A 21,645-nucleotide genomic window follows, 5' to 3' on the forward strand; every position below is an offset into this window, starting at 1 on the left:
GGAAGAAGTACGTGATCCTCTCCTCCAGCATCGCCCGTCTGACCTCGCGTTTCGTCGGCTCGGCCGGGCGACGTCGCCACTTGTGGAACCACGCCTCGGATACGCCGAGCGCGCGGCAGGAGACAGTGTGCGGGATGCCGTGCCCGGTCCTCTGGTCGCTGATCACCCCGACGAGAGCCGCCGGGTCCGCCACAGCTGCTTCACCCACAGGACCATGCAGCGTTTGAGGACATCACGCTCCATGGCCAGTTCCTTGTTCTCTTTGGTCAGCTCGGTGTTGCGCCTGCGCAGTCGCTCCAGTTCCTCCTGGACGCTCTCGCTCCGCCCGCCAGCAGCCGCACCGTTCCGCCGGGCGCGAGAGACCCAGCTGGCCAACGTGGTCTCGTTGATCCCCAGCTCCCTCGCGACCTGCGCGAGCGGCTTGCCTGTCTCGGTCACGATACGCACAGCCCCCTCACGGAACTCCGCGTCGAACTTCCGCCTCTTCTCCGCCATGACTCCCAACTTCCCCTGCAGTCACGGCCTCTACGCTACGAGGGGAAGGTCACCGCTTGACCGCTGATGAGGGGCCTGACGACCACTCCGGTTCGGCGCAATGCCGGACCGCTTTGCGGGTGGGGATGTCTGCGTAACGTGGTTGCCGGCGTGTGGTGCCGCAGGGACGGCCGGGAGTTGAGGCGACGAGAGGCGAGGGGCACACGCACATGGTCGACACGACCGGGACAGATCTCTTCCTCGGCCTGGACCTGGGCAAGGAGTTCCACCACGCCCACGGCCGGACCGGGGACGGCAGAACCGTGCACGACAAGCGGCTGCCCAACACCGAGCCGAAACTGCTGGAACTGTTCACCAGACTGGTGGCGAAGTTCGGCACCGTATTGGTGATCGTGGACCAGGTCGCCAACATCGGCGCGCTGCCGCTGACGGTGGCCCGCGCGGCGGGCTGCCGGGTCGCCTACCTGCCCGGGTTGTCGATGCGCCGGGCCGCCGACCTGCACCCGGGCGAGGCCAAGACCGATGCCCGCGACGCGTTCGTGATCGCCGAGACCGCCCGGACCATGCCGCACACCCTGCGCGCGATCGACCGCGACGACGAGGTGCTGGCCGAGCTGACCATGCTCACCGGCTACGACAACGACCTGGCCGGCGAGGTCAACCGCACCACCAACCGGCTGCGCGGCCTGCTCTCCCAGATCCACCCCTCCCTCGAGCGGGTGCTCGGCCCGCGCCTGGCCCACCCCTACGTCCAGGCCCTCCTGGCCCGGCACGGCTCCCCGGCGCGGCTGAAGAAACTCGGCCGCACGCGGTGCGAGGCCCTGCTCAAGGCACACGGCTCGCGCAAGGCCCACCACCTGAGCGGGGAGATCTTCGACGCGCTCGCCGAGCAGACCCTGGTGGTTCCCGGCACCGAGGCGTCCGCGCTGATCGTGCCGGGCCTGGCCGCCCAGCTCGCCGCCGCCCACACCCAGCGCAGCCAGGCCGAGCAGGAGATCGCCGCCCTGCTGGAGGCCCTCCCTCTTTTCCACCTCCTGACGTCCCTGCCCGGCCTGGGCGTCAGGACCACCGCCGCGGTGATCGTCGCGATCGGTGACGGCACCGGCTTCCCCACCGCCGGACACCTCGCCTCCTACGCCGGACTCGCCCCGGCCACGAAGTCCTCGGGCACCTCGATCCGCGGCGAGCACGCACCGCACCGCGGCAACCGGCTCCTCAAACGCGCGCTGTTCCAGGCCGCGTTCGCCGCGATCGGCTGCAAGAGCGACCCGTCCTCGCGGATCTACTACGACCGCCAGCGCGCACGCGGCAGGACCCACACCCAGGCGATCCTCCGTCTGGCCCGGCAACGCGTGAACGTCATCCACGCGATGATCCGCACCGGCACCCTCTACGAACCACGCACCCCCGACGACGTCGGCCTCGCCGCCTGACCACTCCACCGTTCCTACCCTCCAGGCCCCATCACGCCCGCGCACCGGCACGGCCGGTCCAGCCCTGCCGGCCACCGGGCTGCCCATCAGGCACCCGATCCGCCGGGAACGTCCCGCTTCGCGGGACGTTCCCGGAAACCAGCACGAACCCCTACGAACCAGCCCTGCCAGGGTTGACGAAACACATAGGGGCACCCCCCTGGAAACACCGCAGGGCGGCGCGGCGACCGGGCCCCCTCACCAACCCCCCGGCCAGGCAAAGGAAGCAGGGAACGCCAAGAGCAAGGCACAGCAGAAGGCCGCCACGGAACGCTGACGGTGCAAGCAGGACATCGACCGGCTCCGCCGTACAAGAAGGCCTCGCGGGGCCGTGATCTGGTGGACGGCCACGACTGTCAGCTTCCTTCCTGCGCTCTACGCCGCTTGGGCGTTGTCCCGCTCCAGTGCCGCGCGCAGCCAGTCGTCCGCGGAGCCCGGGGTCGGCTCCGGCCGGCCATCCGGCAAAGTGAGCACCACGGCCGTCAGCTCCCAGTAGCGGTCCAGGCGCGGCCCGGTCGCGAGCCGCGCGGCCAGCAGGCGCCGGAACTCCCGGGTGTCCTGGCTGCCGTACGCGCTCGCGTACGCCGCCACGTAGGCGTCCAGCGCCTCACCCGGGTACGGATTTCGTGCCCGGCGCAGCTGCGGGCCCGCGATCTCGTACGCCTCGGCGAGACCCGCGTACAACGCGGCCGCTCCGTGGGCCCCGGCCACCCGGTGCACCTCCGGCTGGGGCTGCCGGCCTTCCGGGCAGGGAGCCGTCGTCATCGCGTGCAGCCCGGCGAAAGCGAGCACCTGCGCCGGGGCCGGCTCGTCGGGCAGCTGCGGGACAGCCACTTCCAAGAACGCCGCCGTCGCCCGGGCCGGCATCCGCGGCGGCAGCCAGACACGCCAGAAACGGGCCAGCGATGCCGTGCTCGGCGGGGTACTCACCGCGCCGAGCAGCCGCAGTCGGCCGGCCCGCTCCGCGGCCGGGCACTCCTGCACCAGCCGCAGCGCCGCCTCCCGCCAGCGCAGCGTCTTCAGCTCACTGCCCAGCTCGCGCAGGCGGCTCGCGACGGCCTCCTCCAGCACACGGCCCGCCGCGTCCTCGTCCTCGAGGACGCGGCGCACCTCGGGCAGCGACAGGTCGAGGGCGCGCAGGGAGCGGATCAGCCGCAGCCGCTCCAGCGCCTCGGGGCCGTACCGGCGGTGTCCGCCGCCGCTGCGGAAAGCCTCGGGCAGCAGACCCCGGTCGGAGTAGAAGCGGACGCTCTTCACAGTTGCCCCCGCGCGCTCGGCGAACTCGCCGATGCTCCACAAAGCCTCGTGTGATGCGGACAGTTGAACCTCCCTCTGGGGGAGCTCCTACGGTATCGGCACACACGGGCCGGGGGTACGCCCCGGTCCGCGGACCACGGCGTGCGCGACCGGCGCGACGTCGTGTGACAAACCCGAGGAGAGGTCCATGACCGTGTTCATCATGGTGGCGGGCGTGTTCACCGGCGCCCATGTGTGGCAGGAGACGGCCGCGCGGCTGGCCGCGGCGGGCAGCGAGGCGCACGCGGTCCCGCTCACCGGAGTCGACGCAGGCCGCCCCGCCGCGTCAGCCCGTATCGGTCTGGAGACACACATCGCGGACGTGGTCGCGGCGATCGACGCGGCGCTTGACCGGGAAATCGTGCTCGTCGGTCACGACTACGGCATCCATCCGGTGCTCGGTGCCGCCGACCGGCGGCCGCAGCGCGTCGCCCGCGTCGTGTACCTGGACTGCGGGATGCCGCAGAACGGTGTCCCGGCCCTGGCCACCGTACCGGACCAGGCCCTGCGCGCACAGCTGGCCGAGCGGAGCCAACGCGGTGATTTTGAAGGGGAGTTGGCGCCTCCGTCCCGTGACGAGTGGCAGCGCTGGGGCAGTACCGCCGGGGTCTCCGAAGCGGCACTGGACCGGCTCACCGCCCTCGCCGCACCACAGCCGCTGGGCACCTTGCTCCAGCCGCTGCGGCTGACCGGATCGGCGGTCGCGGTGCCCACCACCGGAGTGCTGTGCACCCGTAACGGTGTCAGCGTCGACCTGGTGCAACGGCTCGTCGACTTCGGCGACCCCACGCTGGCGGCTCTGACCGGCCCTCAGGCCACCTTCTTCGAACTGCCCACCGGGCACTGGCCGATGCTGTCCTGCCCCGCCGGGCTGGCGGATGCCCTGCTGCGGGCCGCGGCCGGCGAGGGGCACCGTCTGCGGCCGACCGGCGCCCAGCCCGCCCATCTGCGCCCGTTCCCGATGGATGTACCAGAGCTGCCCCGGGAGCGCAGAGGACCTACCGACCTGTACGTCCCCGACGCCGAGGGCCCGCGACCGGCCGTGGTCTTCGTGCACGGCGGCCCGGTGCCGGCCGGGTCCCGGCCGGCACCGCGTGACTGGCCGACCCTGGTGGGCTACGCCCGCCTGGCGGCCGCCGAGGGCATGATCGGCGTGACCCTCGACCACCGGCTGCACGACATCGCCGACTACGAGCGCGCCGCCGCGGACGTCACCGCCGCGGTGGAACTGGTACGGGCCGACCCCCGGGTGGACGCCGACCGGGTGGCCCTGTGGTTCTTCTCCGGTAGCGGCCTGCTCACCGCGGACTGGCTGACAAAGCCTCCCCTCTGGCTGCGCTGCCTGGCCGCCTCCTACCCGATCCTGGCGCCGCTGCCCAACTGGGGGCTGACCGGCAGCCGGTTTCACCCGACCCGTGCGATCACGCACGCGGGCACACTGCCCATCGTCCTCCTGCGTGCGGGACGAGAGGCACCCCAAATCGCCGCCACCGTGGAGGCGTTCACGACCGCCGCCGAGAACTGCGGGGCGGACCTGGAACTGATCGACGTCCCGAACGGCCACCACGGCTTCGAGACCCTCGATGCGCCCGAGGAGACCCGACCGGCCCTCCACCACGCGATACGCTCGGTAGCGACCCACCTGACCAGCTGACCCCCGGACCGCGTACCACGGGCCTCGCCCCCCGGGCAAAAAGCCCCGAAGACACCGGCACCGCGGTGACAGACCTACAACTCCGGCCGGTTCACCGACGTCACGCGATCAGCCCGCCCACCCAGCAACAACAGATCACCCGACGCGGGAAAGGCATCGCTCTTCCAGAGTGGTGAGCAGCCCCCGCACCCACCGGACACGACCGGCACAACGAGAAGCGGAGCGCGGCCGTGGTCGGGGGGAAGCCGTCGCGCGATGGTGGTGAAGCCGTAGCCGCCTATGTACAGAAGGCGGCAGGTTGACGCTCCATCAGGCGGAGAACCCTTGCGGATCCTGGCTCCGGACTCGAGGACGCCATGGTGCGCCACCCTGGGCATGCACGGGCCGTCACCCGAAAGTGGGTAGCGGTTACTTCGCGTTGCAGCCTACCCGCATGTGAAGAAGCCCTGTTCCTGCCACGGCACAGGAACAGGGCTCCTTATGGAGCGCTGGGCAGGCCTCGCACCTGCATTTCCCCGCAGGAAGCGGGGCGTCTTTCCTTGGACGACCAACGCATAGACTGCAAACCGCCGAAACGGCCCGCGCCTTCTAGAGAAGACTTTAGCGCAGGTCCGCCAGCAGCACACACCAGGCCCCACACCCGCGCAGCCACCCGGCCGGGGCGGGGCAACAACTCCAGCCGCAGAGCCGGACACACGCCGAGTCGCCTTGCGCACCGACCCGGAGATACCACCCCTCCCCCGTTCCCTGTGGTTTCCGTACGGGTCCGCACCGTGCGCTGCGCCACCGGAGTGACCCCGCGGACAAGCCTGCCCGGTCGGCTACGTGCGCATCTGCCGGTAGGCCGACTTCGGCGGCTTCGCTTCAGGCCTCAGGCGGGTGGTCCGGACCGACTGACGGCTGGTCAGGCATGTGCGTGTCGTGGTGCAGTCGCCTTCCGTGACGCGGCGTGGTGTGCAGGAGTGCCCGAACCCGCGGCCTCGAGACGCCGGAGCCACAGGGAGGCTGCAAGCAGGAGGCCCGCGAAGACGGCCAGAAGGAGGGCGGACACCCACATCTGCCGGCTCCCGGGGAACTGCCAGCCCGTCCAGGCGGTCGATGCCGCCCACAGCAGGATGCCTGCCAGGTAGAAGGCGCGGACCCGGCGCAGTTGCCGCACGGCCCGCAGGGACATGACGCGATCAGTCTTGGATGCCATGCCGGCCCGTATACCCCCGTGCGCGCTGTTCAGTGGTTCGGGTTCGGCCCTGCTGTTTCACTGGTTCGGTCACCTTGGCTCTTGCTGCTGGGTGCGTCCTTCGAAGTTGCTTCGTACTGCCGCGCCCTGGTCTTCGATGAGTCCTGCATCGTCGGGGAGGTCCAGTACGGCACCGCAGCGCCTGCACTGTTTCCCGTCTTCGGCCGGCGTACCGCACGCCTTGCAGAACCGGTTGCCCTTCTCGTTCTCGGTCTTCTGTGTCATTGCTCTCCGGGGCAGGGGGGATGGTGAGGGATGTGGAGTACCCATGACGTCGGTGTTGATGCGCTGAGGGTTTGCCGATCATCAACATGTTGCTTCCCGTTGCGGAGCTCGTTGGCGTGGTGTGCGCGTCCCGGACGAGACCGGCGGGCAACTCGTCGCGAGGGCCGCAGTGTCGTTTCCGCATCCGGACGAGCGGCAGGGCGACTGCTTACGGCTGCCGAGGACTGGGGGCCGGGAGCTGGGGCACGGCGGTGTCAGGGCAGTCGCACGTGCGGTCGAGGTGAGTGGGACGACGCTCCGCAAGGGTGAGTTCGAGGTGGAGGCCGCCTTCAGCGCCGCCGGCCTGCCGACCGCCTGGACTGGGGTCGAAGTGCCTGAGATCAGGATCTGCGCGGCCGCACACCGTCCCGGATGCCCGACCCTGGCTTCCCGCCGTCAGGTCGGCGCCTCCTCGTAGGCGACCTGCTCGACGGTGGTGCGGCAGGCGGTGGGCGGCGGACGTGCTGTCGGTCATGGCATCCTCCAGTGCTGCCGTCGGCCGGGAGCACGGCTGTACGGCCGGGGCGGGGGCCACGGGTCGTGCGGTGCGGGGTCGCGAGCGGCTGTCCCATACGCCGAGGTGGACGCGGCCGGAGGCGTCGATCCACTGGCCGGTCACCCGGCGGGCCTCGTCGCTCGTCACGAACGACACCACGTCGGCAATGTCCGCGGGGGTGCCGAGCCGGCCGAAGACAAAGACGTCCGCATACCTCTGGCGGATCTCCGGGAGGCAGCGAACCGGTCGGCTGACTCCGTCGGCAGACCGTCACGAAGGATCGAGGTCAACGCTCCAGGCGTAGCTGAGCGTTCCGTCAGACGTGCAGGTCACCGGCCGACACCGGAAATCAGGATCAATCTCACGCGCCCGGGACGAGTGGAGAAACCACACCGGTCAGGGCGGGGAAGCGCGGGCGCGCAGGGCCGGGGTGGGTGTGTGCCGGCCTGCTCGACCCGCCTACTTCCGCCGCAGTAGCCGCCGACTCCCCGCGTCGGACGTCCGGACCTGTCCCCTTCCTTAGCGTCGTAGACATGACCGGGGCGAGAGAGCCCACCGGATGCTTCGGTGGCAAGACCGCCGTCGGCGGCTGTCCTGCGCCCGTCCGGCCCTGCCCTGTGAGCAGCCTCCTCGGCCCAGAACGGCGTCGACGAGTTCAGCCCCGTGCGTGTGGTCCTCGGCCTGGACGCCCTCACGTCGAGCGCTGTGGCCGGCCGTACCGGGAGCTGCGCGCCCGCGACGCGTGACCATCCGTACGATCCATGAATCGAGGAACCTTCATGACTCTCCTGCGCAAGCCCCACACCCGAGTAGCCCTCGTCATCGCCGTCCTCATGCTCATGCCGGGCGCGGCTCAGAATGCCGCCGCTCCTTCAGGACCGGACCAACACGAGTCCGACGCCCACGTCGTCGACGAAAGGCGCGTCGCACCCCGCTGGCCAGCTACAGCGAATACGTACACCCCCTGCAGCACACCCACGCGATCGAGACCGCGGTCGACTACCTGAACAAGGCCGACCTCATGGACACCGACTGGAAGGACATCTGGGGCGCCCCGGAGACCAACCGGGAGAACTGGAAGCAGCACGACCCGTATTACCTGGCCGACAAGCTGCGCTCCGTCCCGGTCCATCTCTCCAGCGGCGACGGCACCGCAGGCGTCCTCGACCCTCCGGGCTTCGAAGACGAGTACATCCCCGGGCTCGAGGACCCCGATGAGCCCTTCGCCGAGGACGTGGTCTCCCCGACGGAGACGCTGATGGACCGCGAGTCGAAGGCGGTGGCCCAGCAGCTGCAGAAGGCCGGTGCGGACGTGACCACGCACTTCTACAAGGGAACGCACTCACCCCAGTACTGGAAGCGCGAGTTCCAGCGCTCGCTCCCGATGCTGCTGTACGCCCTCGGTACCCGGCCGGCAGGCCGCTGACCGCCACACACCGGCCCCGGTGCGTCATGCCGCACGGTGAACCGTTTCTCCCGCCAGGCGCGGGACTGGGTCGATCGGGCCGGTCCCGGATCGGAGCCTTCGCTGCTCACATGAGTGGGACGGGGCGGGGCATCCGTATGTCCGTCCACCAGCAGAGGGAGCCGATCATGGTAGCCGCCGCCGTCATCGCCATGTGTGGTCCTGGCCTTTCTCGTCACCCGCCTCTCCCGCCGTCCCGAACGCGGCATGCAACGCACGCTCGGTACCGGGGCGCGGGCCGGTGGCACGACGTCCGGCATCCTGGGCCGGCTCTTCAGCAAACCCCTCCACGCCAGTTCGCGTGCGGTGGGCCGCGGTGGTTCGGCAGGTCGCCGCTCCCGCGGCCGTATGCCCTTCTGGCCAACTGTGCGAACTGAGCGGAGAACCTGGTGACGAACACCGAAGATGCGGACAAGCTGCTGGACGGGCTGACTGTGGATGCCCGTCGGCGAGAGCAGCCGATCGTGCTGGACACGGACGGGCGTCCCATCCGGACATGGCGGGAGAACCATCCGTACGACCGCAAGGTGGGCCGCAGGGAGTACGAGCGGACCAAGCGCATCCTGCAGATCGAGCTGCTCAAGCTCCAGCGGTGGGTCAAGGACACCGGCACACGCCTGGTCGTCGTGTGCGAGGGGCGTGACGCGGCGGGCAAGGGCGGCACGATCCAGCGGCTCACCGAGCGGCTCAACCCGCGTGGCGCACGCGTGGTCGCCCTGGACAAGCCCACCGAACGCGAGGCGGGCCAGTGGTACTTCCAGCGGCACATCGCGCATCTGCCGACTGCCGGTGAGATCGTCTTCTTCGACCGCTCCTGGTACAACCGGGCCGGCGTGGAGCGCGTGATGGGATATTGCTCCAGGGACGAGTACAAGCTGTTCCTCGACCAGTGCCCCGCATTCGAGCGGATGCTGGTCGACGACGGCATCCTGCTGGTGAAGTTCTGGTTCTCCGTGTCCCGCTCCGAGCAGCGGACGCGCTTCGCGATCCGACAGGTCGACCCGGTGCGCCAGTGGAAGCTCTCGCCCACCGACCTGGCGTCACTGAACCTCTGGGACGACTACACCGAGGCGAAGGTCGACATGTTCCGCGCCACGGACACCGCCCACGCCCCCTGGACCGTCGTCAAGAGCAACGACAAGCGGCGCGCCCGACTGGAGACCATGCGCAGTCTGCTGTCGCGCATCGACTACGCCAGCAAGGACGGCGAGGCGGTCGGCACACCCGACCCCCTCATCGTCGGCGCCGCCGACACACTTCTGGAGCCCGGCGAGGAAGACACCACCCTGTCACCCACTCCGTTGTCACCCGGCGCCGACGGGCCCGGCAAACACCCCGAGACGAACTGACGCCCATGAGCCCTTCACGAGAGGGGCCGGACCTGCGTCATCGCTGCGCGGGGGCGCGCCTTTCGATGCGATGGTCTCGTACTACGCCACGCGGTCACCGCCACCACGGCAGCCGGACCGACCGCAAACCGGGGAGGGGACGGGGAGACGAAGGGTGTGAGCGTCGGCGAAGCTGGAGAAAACAGTGCCGGAGGTGCGTTCCGGGCCGCTGATAAGCTGTGTCCGCGCTTCATTGCACCGGGGTCCGTACCGAACGGTACGGACCCCGGTGCGTTCCGGGCGCCAGATCAGGAAGGTGCCTCATGAACGCGAAGCCGTCGGTCTCCGGGCTCTCCAGGGGTGACACGTCCCCGCGAGTGACAGCGTCGCCGGAGGTGACTCCGGCCGCGTCCTTCGGCGCGTTCGGGCTGCCGCCGGACCTGGTGGAGACAATGGGACGGCTAGGGGTGACGAAACCGTTCCCCATCCAGGCGGCGACGCTGCCCGACGCGCTGGCCGGCCGGGACGTCCTCGGACGGGCGCGGACGGGATCCGGCAAGACGCTGGCCTTCGGGCTCGCTCTGCTCGTCCGGACGGCGGGCCGGCGTGCGGAGGCGAAGCGGCCGCTCGCGCTGGTCCTGGTGCCGACCCGGGAGCTCGCCCAGCAGGTGAGCGACGCCCTGGTGCCGTACGCGCGGACGCTGAACGTACGGCTGGCGACAGTGGTCGGCGGGCTGTCCATCAACCGGCAGGTGGCGGAGCTGCGGAGCGGCACCGATGTGGTCGTCGCGACGCCGGGGCGACTGGCCGACCTCGTATCGCGCCGGGACTGCCACCTGGACCGCGTTCGGATCACGGTGCTGGACGAGGCGGACCAGATGTGCGACCTGGGGTTTCTGCCGCAGGTCTCGGACATTCTGGAACAGGTCCCCTCCGACGGGCAGCGGCTTCTGTTCTCGTCCACGCTCGACCCTCACGTCGAGCAGTTGGTGCGGAGCCATCTGAACGACCCGGTCCACGCGTCGGTCGACCCCGGGGCGGGCTCGGTGAGCACCATGGACCATCACGTCCTGACCGTTCATCCCGCCGACAAGTACGCCGCGGCGACCGAGATCGCCGCTCGGGACGGCCGGGTGCTGATGTTCCTGGACACCAAGGCGGGCGTCGACCAGTTCACACGTCATCTGCGGGCCGGCGGTGTGCGGGCCGGCGCCCTGCACAGCGGCAAGTCGCAGCCGCAGCGCACACACACGCTTGCCCGGTTCACGGACGGTGACATCACCGTGCTGGTGGCTACCAACGTCGCGGCGCGGGGCATTCACATCGACGCGCTCGACCTCGTCGTCAACGTCGATCCGCCGGCCGACCCCAAGGACTACCTGCACCGCGGCGGGCGCACAGCACGGGCCGGACAGTCCGGGACCGTGGTCACCCTGGTCACTCCCGCCCAGCGGCGTGAGGTGAACCGGATGATGTCCGATGCCGGTGTCCGGCCGACCGTCACCCCGGTCCGCTCCGGCGAGGCGACCCTGACCGCCATCACCGGTGCGAAGCGACCGCCGGCTGGGACGAAGGCCAGCAGCGGCAATGTGCCCTTCCGCGGCCTCGGCAGCCGTCCGGGCCGCCCCGTCAAGGAGTCCCGCAAGGCAGCCGAGGCCCGCAAGGCGGCGGAGGCCCGGGCGGCGGCCCGAGTGCGCAGGGGTCACTGACCCCGGACGGACCCCACCTGCCGATCGTTACCGCGAGCGTCATCGACTCCCGGCTGGTCACCGCGGTCGGCAGGCAGGACGCGATCGCCGGCCGGACGCTCATCGAACGGGTTGCCGCCGAGCATCCCACCGTCCGCGAGACCTGGGGCGACGGCGGTTGCCGCAGGCACCTCGTCGAGCACGCCGTCCCCCCCCCTGGGCATCGACATGCATGTCGTCCGCCGCGATCCCACAACCAGGGGGTTCACTGTTCCACCCCACCGTTGGGCCGTCGAGCGGACTCCGGGGTGGCTCATGAACCACCGGCACCCGGCCCGCGCCCACGAAACCCACCCGCACCGGCCCGAAGCCATGATCCGAGTCGCGATGATCAGCCTCACGACCCGCAGGCTCGCCACTGATCCCCCCGACATGGCGCGGCGCATGAACCATGAGCGACCCGGCAATCTCAGGATGAGAGGACGGGACGAAACGCTCTTCAGGACTTGCCGCTGGCACACCGCGTGCACGGGGCGACGGCGGTGAGCCGCTACCCCGCCACCAGCTTGCGTACGTTCTCCACGCTGCCGCAGTTGGTCTCCAGGTACCTTGCGCGTGCTTCACGGAACGCCGTCCCGAGCTGAGCGCGGCGATCGTCGGCCACGTTTTCGCGGGCGTCGTTGAGGAGGGTCCGCTCTTCCTCGTCCATGTGGTGGTTGACCGCCGTGACAAGCTCTTCGAGCTTGTCCTCCCATTCCTGCGAAGCGGTGTCTTCCACTTCCAGCAGAGCAAGCAGTGCCTCGTTTCCCTCCTCGTGTTCGTGGACGCCGTGGTCGACGTCGTCGCCGTCCACGTTCTTGTGGCGTCGTAGGGCCGGGTAGACCTTGTCCTCCTCGGCCGAGGCGTGCGCGATGAGCAGGTCCGCGAACTCCGCGAGAGCGGTGGCGCGGTCGGCCTCGACGTTGCGCATGGTGCGGAAGAGGTCTTCCATGCGGCGGTGGTCCCGCAGGATGAGTTCGACGACGTCATGGGACGACACAGTGGCTCCTCACCTGTGAGCGTTGGTGTTCGGCTCTCCCAGCTACCCCCGTTCCCCCTGGTGAGACATTTCCTGTTCCGCCCGCCGCTCGTGGCCGGGCTCAGCTCTCCGGCGTGTCGAGGCCGTGAACGGTGGTCAGGTCGGCAAGCCCTGAAATGTTCAGGACCGGGGCCAGCAGGGGGGTGGCGATGAGTTCGATGCGGTCGGTGTGAGTGAACAGCACGCTCAGGCCGGCGCTGTCGAGGTACTCGACGGCCGTGAGGTCGATGACGAGAGGGCCGTCGGTCGTCTCGATGGCCGTGGCCAGGACATCGGTGTTGCTCATGTCGATTTCACCGACGACCGTCAGCAGGGTTGCACCATCGGAACGCCGGCTGGGGGTGAGAGTGAGCGGGGTGGTCATCAGGCGATCCTCGTATGCATGTCGACGGTGGTCCCGGCCGCGCCGGAGGTGATGGTGACCTGCTGCATCAGAGCGCGCATCAGGGCCACGCCTCGCCCACGGTGGGTGTTGAGGTCGGGCCGGGGTGGCTTCCACCGGCCGGTGTCGGCGACGGTCAGGCGGAGATCGTCGACGAAGGCTTCCGCGCGTAGCCGGATCGTGTCTCCGGGAGCGTCGCGGTGCCCGTGCTCGATGGCGTTGGCGCAGGCTTCTCCCGCCGCCACCAGGATGTTCTGGACGGTATGAGGTGGAAGCTCACACCGGTCGAGCCAGCTGCGCAGGGCCTTGCGGACCGGCGCAAGCTGTGACGACTCCGCCGGGAAAGCCACGTCCAGCGGTGCCGGGTGCCGGTAAAGCAGAAGAGCCACGTCGTCGTCGTAGCCGTCGGTGGGCGCAAGCCGTGTCATGACCTGGGTGGCGAGGTCGTCGACGGCTGCGTTGCGGCCCTCCTGGATGGCCTGGCCGGCCTGGTCGATGCCGACGGTCAGCGGGCGGCGCCGACGTTCCACGAGGCCGTCGGTGTACAGCAGGAGGGTGGCGCGTGCGGGCACGGTGCAGGCGCCTTCGGGGCGGTGCTTGCCCGGGCGTACGGCCAGGGGAATGGACCGTCCTTCGTCCAGGAACAGGATGGTGCCGTCGGGGTGGGTGAGGATGCCCGGCGGGTGCCCGGCGCTGGAGTAGGTGAGGTGGCCGGTGCCGGGGTCGAGGACCGCGCAGAAGACGGTGGTGCACATCGCGCCGGGGACGCCTGCGGCGAAGCGGTCCAGGGCCATGAGGGTCTGAGCGGGGCTGGCGTCCTGAAGGAGCAGGGCACGGCAGGCGCTGCGCAGTTGGCCCATGACGGTGGCGGCTTCGAGACCGCGTCCGACGCAGTCGCCGACGACGATGCCGATGCGTCCGTCCTGGAGCCGGACGGTGTCGTACCAGTCGCCCCCGACCTCCAGGGGTGGGGTGGCGGGCTCGTAACGGACGGCGAAGCCGTCGGGCAGGTTGGACGGGCCGAGGATGGCTCGTTGCAGGGCGATGGCCGTCTCGCGCTGCTGGTCGATCTGATGGGCGCGGGCCAGCCCCTGGGCGAGCTGGCCGGCCAGCAGGGACAGCAGCAGTTGGTCCTCATCGGTGAAGGGACGATGGTTACCGAGGTCGATCCACACCACCATGGCCCCTTCGGGGTGGTTGACGGTGATGGCTGCACCCGTGTCGTCGTCCACCTGAGTGAGCGGGGGCTGGTCGAGCCAGGCGGTGAGTTTGTCCCGGCGGTCGGCAGGCAGGTCCTGCCAGCGCAGATCGGCATCGGTCGCGGTCACCGACGCTTCCTGACCGGCTGCGGCGACGGCCGCCAGTACGCGTTGGGCACGCCACAGGTGCTTCAGCTCGGCCAGGACTCCTGCCAGCGCTTCCGGCAGGCTGGTCGCCTGGGTGAGCCGCATGCCCAGGGCGGCTTGGGCGCTCCTGCGCTGGATTGCGTAGTGCTCGGCGGTGACGTCGCGGAAGGTGCCGACGGTGACCTGGCGTCCGGTGTCGGGGTCGTGGGCCTGGTTGAAGGTGGCGGTCACCCACAACCGGTGCCCGTCGCGATGGCTGACCGGGATGGTGTAGGAGCCCTTGGGATCGCCCAGCAGTTGAGCGAAGGCGTCGGAGACCTGGTGGTGCGCTTCGGGGTCGGTGTCGGCGTCCGGCCACCAGGGGTGCACCGGCGAGTAGGGCAGGCCCTCGGGGCCGTAGCCGAGGATGTCGGTGAAGGCCGCGTTGATCTCGACGACGGCACCGTTCTCGTCGCAGACGAAGAAAGCCTCCTGAAGGGAGTCGATCAGTGCGGTGCGCCAGCGCGCCTGGTGATTGCGCAGCCGCGCCAGCTCGACGTTGGCCCGCACCCGTGCAAGGAGTTCGGCCGCGGCGAACGGCTTGACGAGATAGTCGTCGGCGCCCGCCTGGAACCCCTCGATGGACGCCTCCTGCCCGGCCCTGGCGGACAGCAGCAGCACCGGCACGGAGGAAGTCCGCGGGTCGGTGCGCAGCGTCGTCACCAGTGTGAGGCCGTCGAGGCCGGGCATCATGACGTCGCTGATCACCAGATCGGGAGCGTCCGCTCGGACGGCCTGCAGGGCCGCCAGACCGTCGTTGACGGTGTCGACCCGGTATCCGCCGCCGTGCAGGAGGCGGGTGAGGTACTCGCGCATGTCGGCGTTGTCGTCGGCGACCAGAACCCGCGCCGACGCAACCGGGCCAGAGGTGTGTCCCTGCGCTCCGGCGTCAGTCACTGTGGCAGCTGTCTGCTCGTCGGCGCCGGCCGCCTCGTCCGGCAGCCAGCGCAGCGCTTCCAGCAGATAGGGGTCGGCGGCGGACGCCACACGGCTGCCCTCGGCCGGCACGAGAGCTTCGGAGGGGAGGTGAGCCGCGCCGAACGGCACGCGGATGGTGAAGCAGGTGCCCTCGCCTTCGGCGCTGTCGGCGGTGATCGTACCGCCGTGCAGGGCGACCAGTTCCTTGACCAGGGCCAGTCCGATGCCACTGCCCTCGGTGGAGCGGGAGCGGGCGGTCTCGATACGGTGGAATCGTTCGAACAGCCGGGGCATCTCCTCCGCGGGCACACCGATGCCCGTGTCGGCGACCGCGACGACCGCGTGGGTGTCCTCGGTGTGGACGGTGACGCGGATCGATCCGGTGAAGGTGAACTTCAGTGCGTTGCTGAGCAGGTTGAGGATCACCTTTTCCCACATGCCGCGGTCGATGTACACCTCTCCCGCCGGCGGAGAGCATGCGATGTCGAATTCCAGACCGGCCTTGTCGATGGCGGATCGGAACACGCTGGCCAGCTCCGCTGTGACCTCGGCCAGGTCGACCGGTTCGTAGCGTGCCTGCATCCGGCCGGCCTCGATACGGGAGAAGTCCAGCAGCGAGTTGACGAGCTTGCCCAGCCGCAGCGCGTTGCGGTGGATTGCGTCCAGTTCCTCTCGCACCGGCGCCCCGGCGTCTGCCAGGCGAGCGCGCAGTTCCTCCACCGGTCCCGTGATCAGGGTGAGCGGGGTGCGGAACTCGTGGCTGATGTTGGAGAAGAAGGTGGTCTTGGCCCGGTCCAGCTCGGCCAGGTCCTCCGCCCGCCGCTGCTGCTCCTCATAGCTGCGGGCACTGGCGATACCGGCCGAGAGGTGACCGGCGACCAGCTCGATGAATCCGCGGTAGCCCTCGTCCAGCACGCGGTAGCGGTTCAGTCCGGTCACCAGAAATCCGTACGGTGCGCTGCCCGACTGCTGCAACGGCACCACCAGCGCCTGTACGGGCGGCTCGGACCAGCCTCCGGCCGGCAGGCCGAGGAACGGGGCGCCATCGAGCGACACGAGCACGGACTCCCCACGAACCGGCTCCTCCACCGGCCAGACGTCGCCGGAACCGGAAACGGGCAAGGTGACGGGGGCGATCGCGTGCCCGCTGGGCATCCCGGTCGTGCCCGCGAGCTTCGCGGAGCCGTCGGGCTGGAACAGGTAGGTCAGCGTGAACGGCAGATCTTGGAGGTTGCGGCCCAGTTGCTGGTCCACGAAGGTCAGCATCTCCTGTTCGGTGCGCACCACGCTGGGATCGGATCCCAGGTCACGCAGCGTCGCCATCCGCCGCTCACCGATGACCCGCTCGGTCTCCTCGCTGACCACGCAGAGCATGCCGACCACCGCGCCGTCGTCGTCGCGCAGCGGACTGTACGAGAAGGTGTGGTAGCTCTCCTCCGTGTAACCGGACCGCTCCAGGAACAGGAGCAGACCTTCGTCCCAGGTCGCCCGTCCCGTGGTCATCACGGTGTCGATCCGGGGGCCGATGTCGTCCCAGATCTCCGCCCACACCTCACTCGCCGGCCGGCCCAGCGCCCAGGGGTACTTACGGCCCAGCGTGTCCCGTCGATAGGCCGCGTTGCAGAAGAACGTCAGTTCCGGACCCCATGCCATCCACATGGAGAACCGCGTCGACAGCAAGATGCTGACCGCCGTCTGCAGACTCTGCGACCACTGGGCCGGAGGGCCCAGCGGGGTCGACGCCCAGTCCACCGCGGCGAGGTCCCGGCCGACCTCCGCCTCGGCGGCGAACACGCCGGAACCGGCCGTGACCGCCGGCTCGTGTTCAGCGTCTTGCGAACGCTCCACTGGACACCCTTCCCCTCACACCCTCACCACACCGCCGCACCGGTCGCCGCGCCTCATGACGGACAGCACTCGCGTCGCCTCGGAATACAGCACGTACGGACACAGCCGGACGGCCTTGTTCCACGGGCTCGTCGCTGCCGGACTTGCCCGCGGGTGCTGCCAGCTTCGTAGGATAGGCCAGGCGGCCCCATGCCCTCGCCGCAGGTAGTATCACGACGGACGCACAGCAGGGAGCGGTAAGGGTGGCAGCAAGTCCTTTGCAGGTCCCCCTGCCACGGGCGTCCGACGAGGGAAGTCGCCTCGACGCGGTCCGGCGCTACCAGATCCTGGACACGCCGCCGGACGGCGCGTTCGACAGGATCGCGGGCCTCGCTGCCCGGATATTCGACGCGCCCATGGCCACGGTGTCGATCGTGGACACCGACCGCGTGTGGTTCAAGGCCGCCCACGGACTGACCGGTGTCACGCAGATACGCCGCGATCCGGGCCTGTGTTCCTCCGCCATCCTCCACGGCGAACCCTATGTGGTCACCGACGCCGCGACCGATGCCCGCGCACTCGCCGACCCCCTCGTCCAGGGCGACATCGGCGTCCGCTTCTACGCCGCCGCTCCCATCACCACGGCCGACGGGCAGCGTCTGGGCACGGTCGACGTCCTCGACACCCGACCGCGCAAGCCGACCGATGTCCAACTCGACGCCCTGCAGGACCTGGCCGCGCTGGTCATGGACGAACTCGAGTTGCGCCTGTCGGCCATCCGCACGGTCGCCGCCGAACGCGACCGGCGTACTGAAGCCGAACGCCTCGCCCGGACCCTGCAGCGCACCCTGCTGCCCCCGGCCCTGCCGACGGTCCCCGGCCTGCAGACGGCAGCCGCCTACCACACGGCCTCCCCGCACGAGGTCGGCGGTGACTTCTACGACCTGTTCCCCCTCGACGACGGCCGCTGGGCCTTCTTCCTCGGGGACGTGTGCGGCAAGGGCGCCGAGGCAGCCGCGCTGACCTCTCTGACCCGCTACACCCTGCGCGCCGCCGCCATCTACGACCCTGACCCGTGCGCCGCGCTGTCCAATCTCGACAGCGTCCTCAAGGGCGAGTACCAGGGCAGCGACCCCCGCTACTGCACGGCGGTCTTCGGCGTGCTGCAGCCTCTTGCCGACGGTTCCTTCACCGTCACTCTCGCCGGTGGCGGGCACCCCTCGGCCCTCGCAGTACGCGTCGACGGAAAGGTGGAGCCGATCTCCACCACCGGCGGCCAACTCGTGGGCATGCTGCCCGACCCCCAGTTCGTACAGAACACCACGCGGTTGTCACCGGGTGAGAGCCTCCTGCTCTACACGGACGGTCTCACCGAGGCGCGCATCCCGGGTGGCACCATGCTCGACGAGGACGGACTCACCCAGCACCTGCTCTCCACGTGCGTCCACGCCGAGGACCGCTGCGCCGACGGATTGCTGGGCTCCGTCGAAGCACTCCTGCACCGCCTGGGCGACGGCGTCAGCGACGACACCGCGCTGCTCGCCCTGTCCGTACCCGCACAGCCCGAACCCCGCACTCTGGAGAAACGGTGACCGAGCCCGAACACCTGCTGACCGTCACCCCGCGACAGGCTCCCGCCGGTCCCTTCGTACTGGAGGTGACGGGTGAATTGGACCACCACAGTGCCCGACTCCTGTCCCAGGCCGTCAAAGAAGCCCCCTTCGACAGCCATGGTGTGATCCTCGACCTGTCCGGGCTGACCTACTGCGACTCCACTGGAATCACGGTGCTCCTCACCGCCCACCAGCGGTCACAGACAGCCGGCTCGCCCCTCAGCCTCGCCGGCGTCAACCCGGACCAGATGCGTGTCTTCCAGGTGGTCGGACTCGACCAGGTCTTCACCTTCCACGCCACCACCCAGGAGGCCGTCTCCGCCCTGCGACGTTGACCCCGCGCCCCGCTGTCCACACGCTCGGTTTCCAGCCGACTCCCGACCGCCGTGTCGCCGTGCCACGACAGTGGATACATTGGCCGGTACACGGTTGTCCGGCCATGGGGGAACACGGCACGGGAATGCCCTGAGAAGGCAGGATCGACAGGGGAGGGTGGGAGGCCGGGGTGATCACGTCCGAGGGCACGGACCGCCGGGTCCAGGACATGGACCATGGTGATCACTTGTGTCTGGCGTTCACCGACGATACCGAGCAACGCCGAGTGGTGACGGCGTATCTGACGTCCGGCCTGCGCCGCGGTGAACGGATCATGTACTTCGCCGACCAGCTCACTCCTCAAGAGGTCCTCGGCTGGCTGGCCGTGTCCGGCGCCGATCCCCGCCCGGCGCTGGAAAAGGGCCAGCTCGTGGTGACAACAGCGGACGACAGCTACCTGGCGACAGGCTCGTTCGACGCCGACGGCATGGTGGCTGCCCTGCAGCAGGAAGTCAGGAAGTCCCTGACCGCCGGTTACACCGGGTTACGCGTAAGCGGCGAGATGGGCTGGGTGCTTCGCCAGGTCCCGGGGGCCGATCGGCTCACCGATTACGAGACCAAGGTCAACCAGGTGTTCGCCGGCCAGCGGGCCTCCGCCGTGTGCCAGTACGACGCCCGCCGCTTCAGCCTCGATCAACTGGACCACCTGCACGGCTGTCATCCGGGGGCGGTCGAGCCCGAACCGCTCTACCACGACAGCACGCTGCGGCTCGTTCCCTCCTTCCGGGGAGGGCGCCGCAGCCTGCGCGTGGTGGGCAGCGTGGACCACCGCACCACGGACGCCCTCGCCGATGCCCTGGAAACAGCGCTGGCCTGGCCGGGCGACATCCAGGTGGACATGCAGGCGCTGGAGTTCATCGACCTGAGCGGCGTGCGGGCCTTGGCCCGCGCCGCCGCGCGGCTGGAGGACGACCGACGACTGCACGTCGTGGAGCTCGCCCCCTTGCTCTGCCAAGTGATCGGCATGGTCGGCTTCGACGAGACCCCCGCCCTGGTCGTCACCGCCCAGGAGGTCCTCGCGTGACCGGCCGCCTCACCGCACCGCCCCGGCCACGCCGAGGCGGTGGCCTGACCCACCAAGGGCTCATCCACAGCAGCAGCCAGGAATTCCTGGCCACCACGGTGCCCTTCTGCCGCGAAGGACTCGAGCAGCGGGACGCCGTGCTGGCGGTGACCACCCCCGCCAACATCGACCTGCTGCGACAAGCACTCGGGGACGCGTCCGGGCAGGTCGAGCTCATCGACGCCGGCGAGTGGTACCGGGCGCCCGAACGCACCCTCGGCGCCTACCACCGGTACGTCGACCAGCGCACCGGCACGGGGCGGCACCAGCAGGTACGCGTCATCGGCGAGCCGGTCTGGCACGGCAGGGACACGCTGGAGACGACTGAGTGGACCCGCTACGAATCCGCGATCAACGTCGCCCTCGCCCACTGCCCGGCCTGGATCATCTGCCCGTACGACACCCGGGCCCTGCCCGAGAGCATCGTGGCCGACGCCCGGCGTACCCACCCGCACCTGGCCGTGGCGGCATCCGCCCGCCCCAGCGACAGCTATGCGGATCCCGCCGCCACCGACAACGGCTGGCATCGGCCGCTCGCGCCCGTGGCCGGGGAGGGAGAGGAAGCCTTCATGCGCTTCGGAGCCGACCTTTCAGCAGTGCGTTCCACGGTCGCCGAAACCGCTGCCGAGATGGGCCTGTCCGCCGACGGTACCCAGCGTCTCGTGTTCGCGGTCAACGAGGTCGCCACCAACGCCGTCCAGCACGGCGGAGGCACGGGGCACATAGCGGTCCACCGCGCGGGCCGGCGCATCGTGTGCGACGTCACCAGCACCGGCCGCAACAAGACGGACTGGTACCTGGGCCACCTCCCGCCCGACCCGCAGCAGCAACGCGGGCACGGCGTGTGGGTGGTGCGTCAACCGTGCGACCTGCTCGAAGTCCACACCGGACAGGACAGTACGACGGTACGCCTGCACGTCAGCCTCGCCTGGGCGGAGAACACCGGCGCCCCGCACCGCCTACCGTGGCATCGGCCGCTCACCGGGCTGGACCACCTGACGCCCCGGGCGGACCGAATCGTCCAGTGAGATGCGCGCGATAATACGCTTGCCGGTCGGTTCTCGCTGGACATCGAGGTCCTGGCTCAGCGCCGCGACAATCTCCAGACCGTGCTGACCGACCCGGCGCGGGTCGGCAGGCCGGTGCCTCGGCAGCGTCGTTTCACCGTCGCGAACGGTGACGGACAGCGTGTCCTCAGCAAGAACCAACGACAACTCCACTGGCCCGGAACCGTACTTGATCGCGTTGGTGACCAGCTCACTCACCACCAACTGCGTCGCCTCCACCACGCGCACGGACAGCGCCGGTTCCCCGCCGTTCTGCGAACCGGCGAGGAACTGGAGCGCGGAGTCACGCGCCTCGGCGGCGTGGAACACCTGTCGCTCGAAAGTTACGGAGAGCGTCCTCGGACCGTTGCCAGCAGGTGCCTGCCAGAATTGTGAATCATTCAGTTCGAACTCACCATCCCGCACAACCGTCGCGTGACTCCCCCGTGGAGCACGGAACATCGACCCGTTCCTCGTGACACCAGAAGACCTGGCAACCCGATGATAGTTCCCGCGTGCACCCGGCCGCCGTCAGCCCAGTCGTCGCAGAACCGGCCGGACGT

Annotated in this window: 18 protein-coding genes and 2 pseudogenes; 11 read left to right on the forward strand and 9 right to left on the reverse strand. The window is 69.8% G+C overall.

What is annotated here, in order from left to right; genetic code table 11:
• Nucleotides 1–162: 162 nt before the first annotated feature.
• Nucleotides 163–495 carry a transposase gene (locus TU30_RS26180; protein ID WP_042174380.1) on the reverse strand — a complete coding sequence of 111 codons (333 nt, stop codon included), beginning with the start codon at nt 493–495 and terminating at the stop codon, nt 163–165.
• Between the two features lie 209 nt (nt 496–704).
• Here TU30_RS26180 and TU30_RS26185 point away from each other — a divergent pair, with 209 nt between their 5' ends.
• Nucleotides 705–1,928 (forward strand): IS110 family transposase, encoded by a 1,224-nt coding sequence (locus TU30_RS26185; protein WP_042174382.1) that lies wholly within the window; start codon nt 705–707, stop codon nt 1,926–1,928.
• A gap of 414 nt (nt 1,929–2,342) precedes the next feature.
• Here the strand turns inward: TU30_RS26185 and TU30_RS26190 are convergent, their stop codons facing one another.
• On the reverse strand, nt 2,343–3,287 hold the full coding sequence (locus tag TU30_RS26190; protein WP_042174384.1) for a MerR family transcriptional regulator: 945 nt from the start codon (nt 3,285–3,287) through the stop codon (nt 2,343–2,345).
• Nucleotides 3,288–3,411: 124 nt separating this feature from the next.
• On the opposite strand from TU30_RS26190, the gene TU30_RS26195 reads away from it, so the two are divergent.
• Nucleotides 3,412–4,917 (forward strand): alpha/beta hydrolase, encoded by a 1,506-nt coding sequence (locus TU30_RS26195; protein ID WP_042174386.1) that lies wholly within the window; start codon nt 3,412–3,414, stop codon nt 4,915–4,917.
• 904 nt (nt 4,918–5,821) lie between these two features.
• Here TU30_RS26195 and TU30_RS26200 read toward each other — a convergent pair.
• From TU30_RS26200 to TU30_RS37655, 3 genes and pseudogenes are all read right to left on the reverse strand, one after another.
• Entirely contained in the window at nt 5,822–6,115 is a 294-nt protein-coding gene (locus TU30_RS26200) for a hypothetical protein (RefSeq protein WP_042174388.1), read from the reverse strand.
• A gap of 69 nt (nt 6,116–6,184) precedes the next feature.
• Nucleotides 6,185–6,379 (reverse strand): zinc ribbon domain-containing protein, encoded by a 195-nt coding sequence (locus tag TU30_RS34645; RefSeq protein WP_078878524.1) that lies wholly within the window; start codon nt 6,377–6,379, stop codon nt 6,185–6,187.
• 610 nt (nt 6,380–6,989) lie between these two features.
• Nucleotides 6,990–7,160, reverse strand: a pseudogene (locus TU30_RS37655) (short-chain dehydrogenase); the annotation flags it as partial.
• A gap of 775 nt (nt 7,161–7,935) precedes the next feature.
• Here TU30_RS37655 and TU30_RS38390 point away from each other — a divergent pair.
• The 5 genes and pseudogenes from TU30_RS38390 to TU30_RS38395 all read left to right on the forward strand — a co-directional run.
• Nucleotides 7,936–8,340 carry an alpha/beta hydrolase-fold protein gene (locus TU30_RS38390; protein ID WP_052479913.1) on the forward strand — a complete coding sequence of 135 codons (405 nt, stop codon included), beginning with the start codon at nt 7,936–7,938 and terminating at the stop codon, nt 8,338–8,340.
• Nucleotides 8,341–8,535: 195 nt separating this feature from the next.
• A complete protein-coding gene (locus TU30_RS37660; RefSeq protein WP_107068582.1) occupies nt 8,536–8,772 on the forward strand; it encodes a DUF6411 family protein in 237 nt (78 codons plus the stop codon).
• The gene (gene ppk2, locus TU30_RS26215) at nt 8,769–9,728 is read left to right on the forward strand and encodes a polyphosphate kinase 2 (RefSeq protein WP_042174390.1); all 960 of its coding nucleotides are present in this window, start codon (nt 8,769–8,771) and stop codon (nt 9,726–9,728) included. Before TU30_RS37660 ends, ppk2 begins: the two co-directional genes overlap by 4 nt.
• Nucleotides 9,729–10,030: 302 nt before the next feature.
• A complete protein-coding gene (locus TU30_RS26220) occupies nt 10,031–11,416 on the forward strand; it encodes a DEAD/DEAH box helicase (protein ID WP_078878525.1) in 1,386 nt (461 codons plus the stop codon).
• A 50-nt stretch (nt 11,417–11,466) separates the two neighbouring features.
• Nucleotides 11,467–11,843 (forward strand): annotated as a pseudogene (locus TU30_RS38395) (IS5/IS1182 family transposase); the annotation flags it as partial.
• A gap of 102 nt (nt 11,844–11,945) precedes the next feature.
• Here TU30_RS38395 and TU30_RS26230 read toward each other — a convergent pair.
• From TU30_RS26230 to TU30_RS26240, 3 genes are all read right to left on the reverse strand, one after another.
• Nucleotides 11,946–12,434: a hemerythrin domain-containing protein gene (locus tag TU30_RS26230; RefSeq protein WP_078878526.1), complete on the reverse strand. Its 489-nt coding sequence runs from the start codon at nt 12,432–12,434 to the stop codon at nt 11,946–11,948.
• A 100-nt stretch (nt 12,435–12,534) separates the two neighbouring features.
• Nucleotides 12,535–12,837, reverse strand: coding sequence for an STAS domain-containing protein (locus TU30_RS26235; RefSeq protein ID WP_042174394.1), 303 nt, complete (start codon nt 12,835–12,837; stop codon nt 12,535–12,537).
• Nucleotides 12,837–17,006 carry a SpoIIE family protein phosphatase gene (locus TU30_RS26240; RefSeq protein ID WP_042174396.1) on the reverse strand — a complete coding sequence of 1,390 codons (4,170 nt, stop codon included), beginning with the start codon at nt 17,004–17,006 and terminating at the stop codon, nt 12,837–12,839. The genes TU30_RS26235 and TU30_RS26240 overlap by 1 nt, the downstream gene beginning before the upstream one ends.
• A gap of 242 nt (nt 17,007–17,248) precedes the next feature.
• On the opposite strand from TU30_RS26240, the gene TU30_RS26245 reads away from it, so the two are divergent.
• The 4 genes from TU30_RS26245 to TU30_RS36165 all read left to right on the forward strand — a co-directional run bounded on the left by TU30_RS26245 (nt 17,249) and on the right by TU30_RS36165 (nt 21,064).
• Nucleotides 17,249–18,577: a PP2C family protein-serine/threonine phosphatase gene (locus TU30_RS26245; RefSeq protein WP_042174398.1), complete on the forward strand. Its 1,329-nt coding sequence runs from the start codon at nt 17,249–17,251 to the stop codon at nt 18,575–18,577.
• Complete coding sequence (locus TU30_RS26250) at nt 18,574–18,933, forward strand: STAS domain-containing protein (RefSeq protein ID WP_042174401.1); 360 nt, start codon at nt 18,574–18,576, stop codon at nt 18,931–18,933. The genes TU30_RS26245 and TU30_RS26250 overlap by 4 nt, the downstream gene beginning before the upstream one ends.
• A 170-nt stretch (nt 18,934–19,103) precedes the next feature.
• A complete protein-coding gene (locus tag TU30_RS33025; protein ID WP_052479914.1) occupies nt 19,104–19,997 on the forward strand; it encodes an MEDS domain-containing protein in 894 nt (297 codons plus the stop codon).
• Nucleotides 19,994–21,064, forward strand: coding sequence for a sensor histidine kinase (locus TU30_RS36165; RefSeq protein ID WP_042174403.1), 1,071 nt, complete (start codon nt 19,994–19,996; stop codon nt 21,062–21,064). Before TU30_RS33025 ends, TU30_RS36165 begins: the two co-directional genes overlap by 4 nt.
• Here the strand turns inward: TU30_RS36165 and TU30_RS26265 are convergent.
• Nucleotides 20,996–21,544, reverse strand: a complete 549-nt coding sequence (locus tag TU30_RS26265; protein WP_078878528.1) for an ATP-binding protein — start codon at nt 21,542–21,544, stop codon at nt 20,996–20,998. The genes TU30_RS36165 and TU30_RS26265 overlap by 69 nt on opposite strands.
• Nucleotides 21,545–21,645: the final 101 nt, after the last annotated feature.

The sequence above is a fragment of the Streptomyces sp. NBRC 110035 genome (assembly GCF_000829695.1).
Lineage (GTDB): Bacteria > Actinomycetota > Actinomycetes > Streptomycetales > Streptomycetaceae > Streptomyces.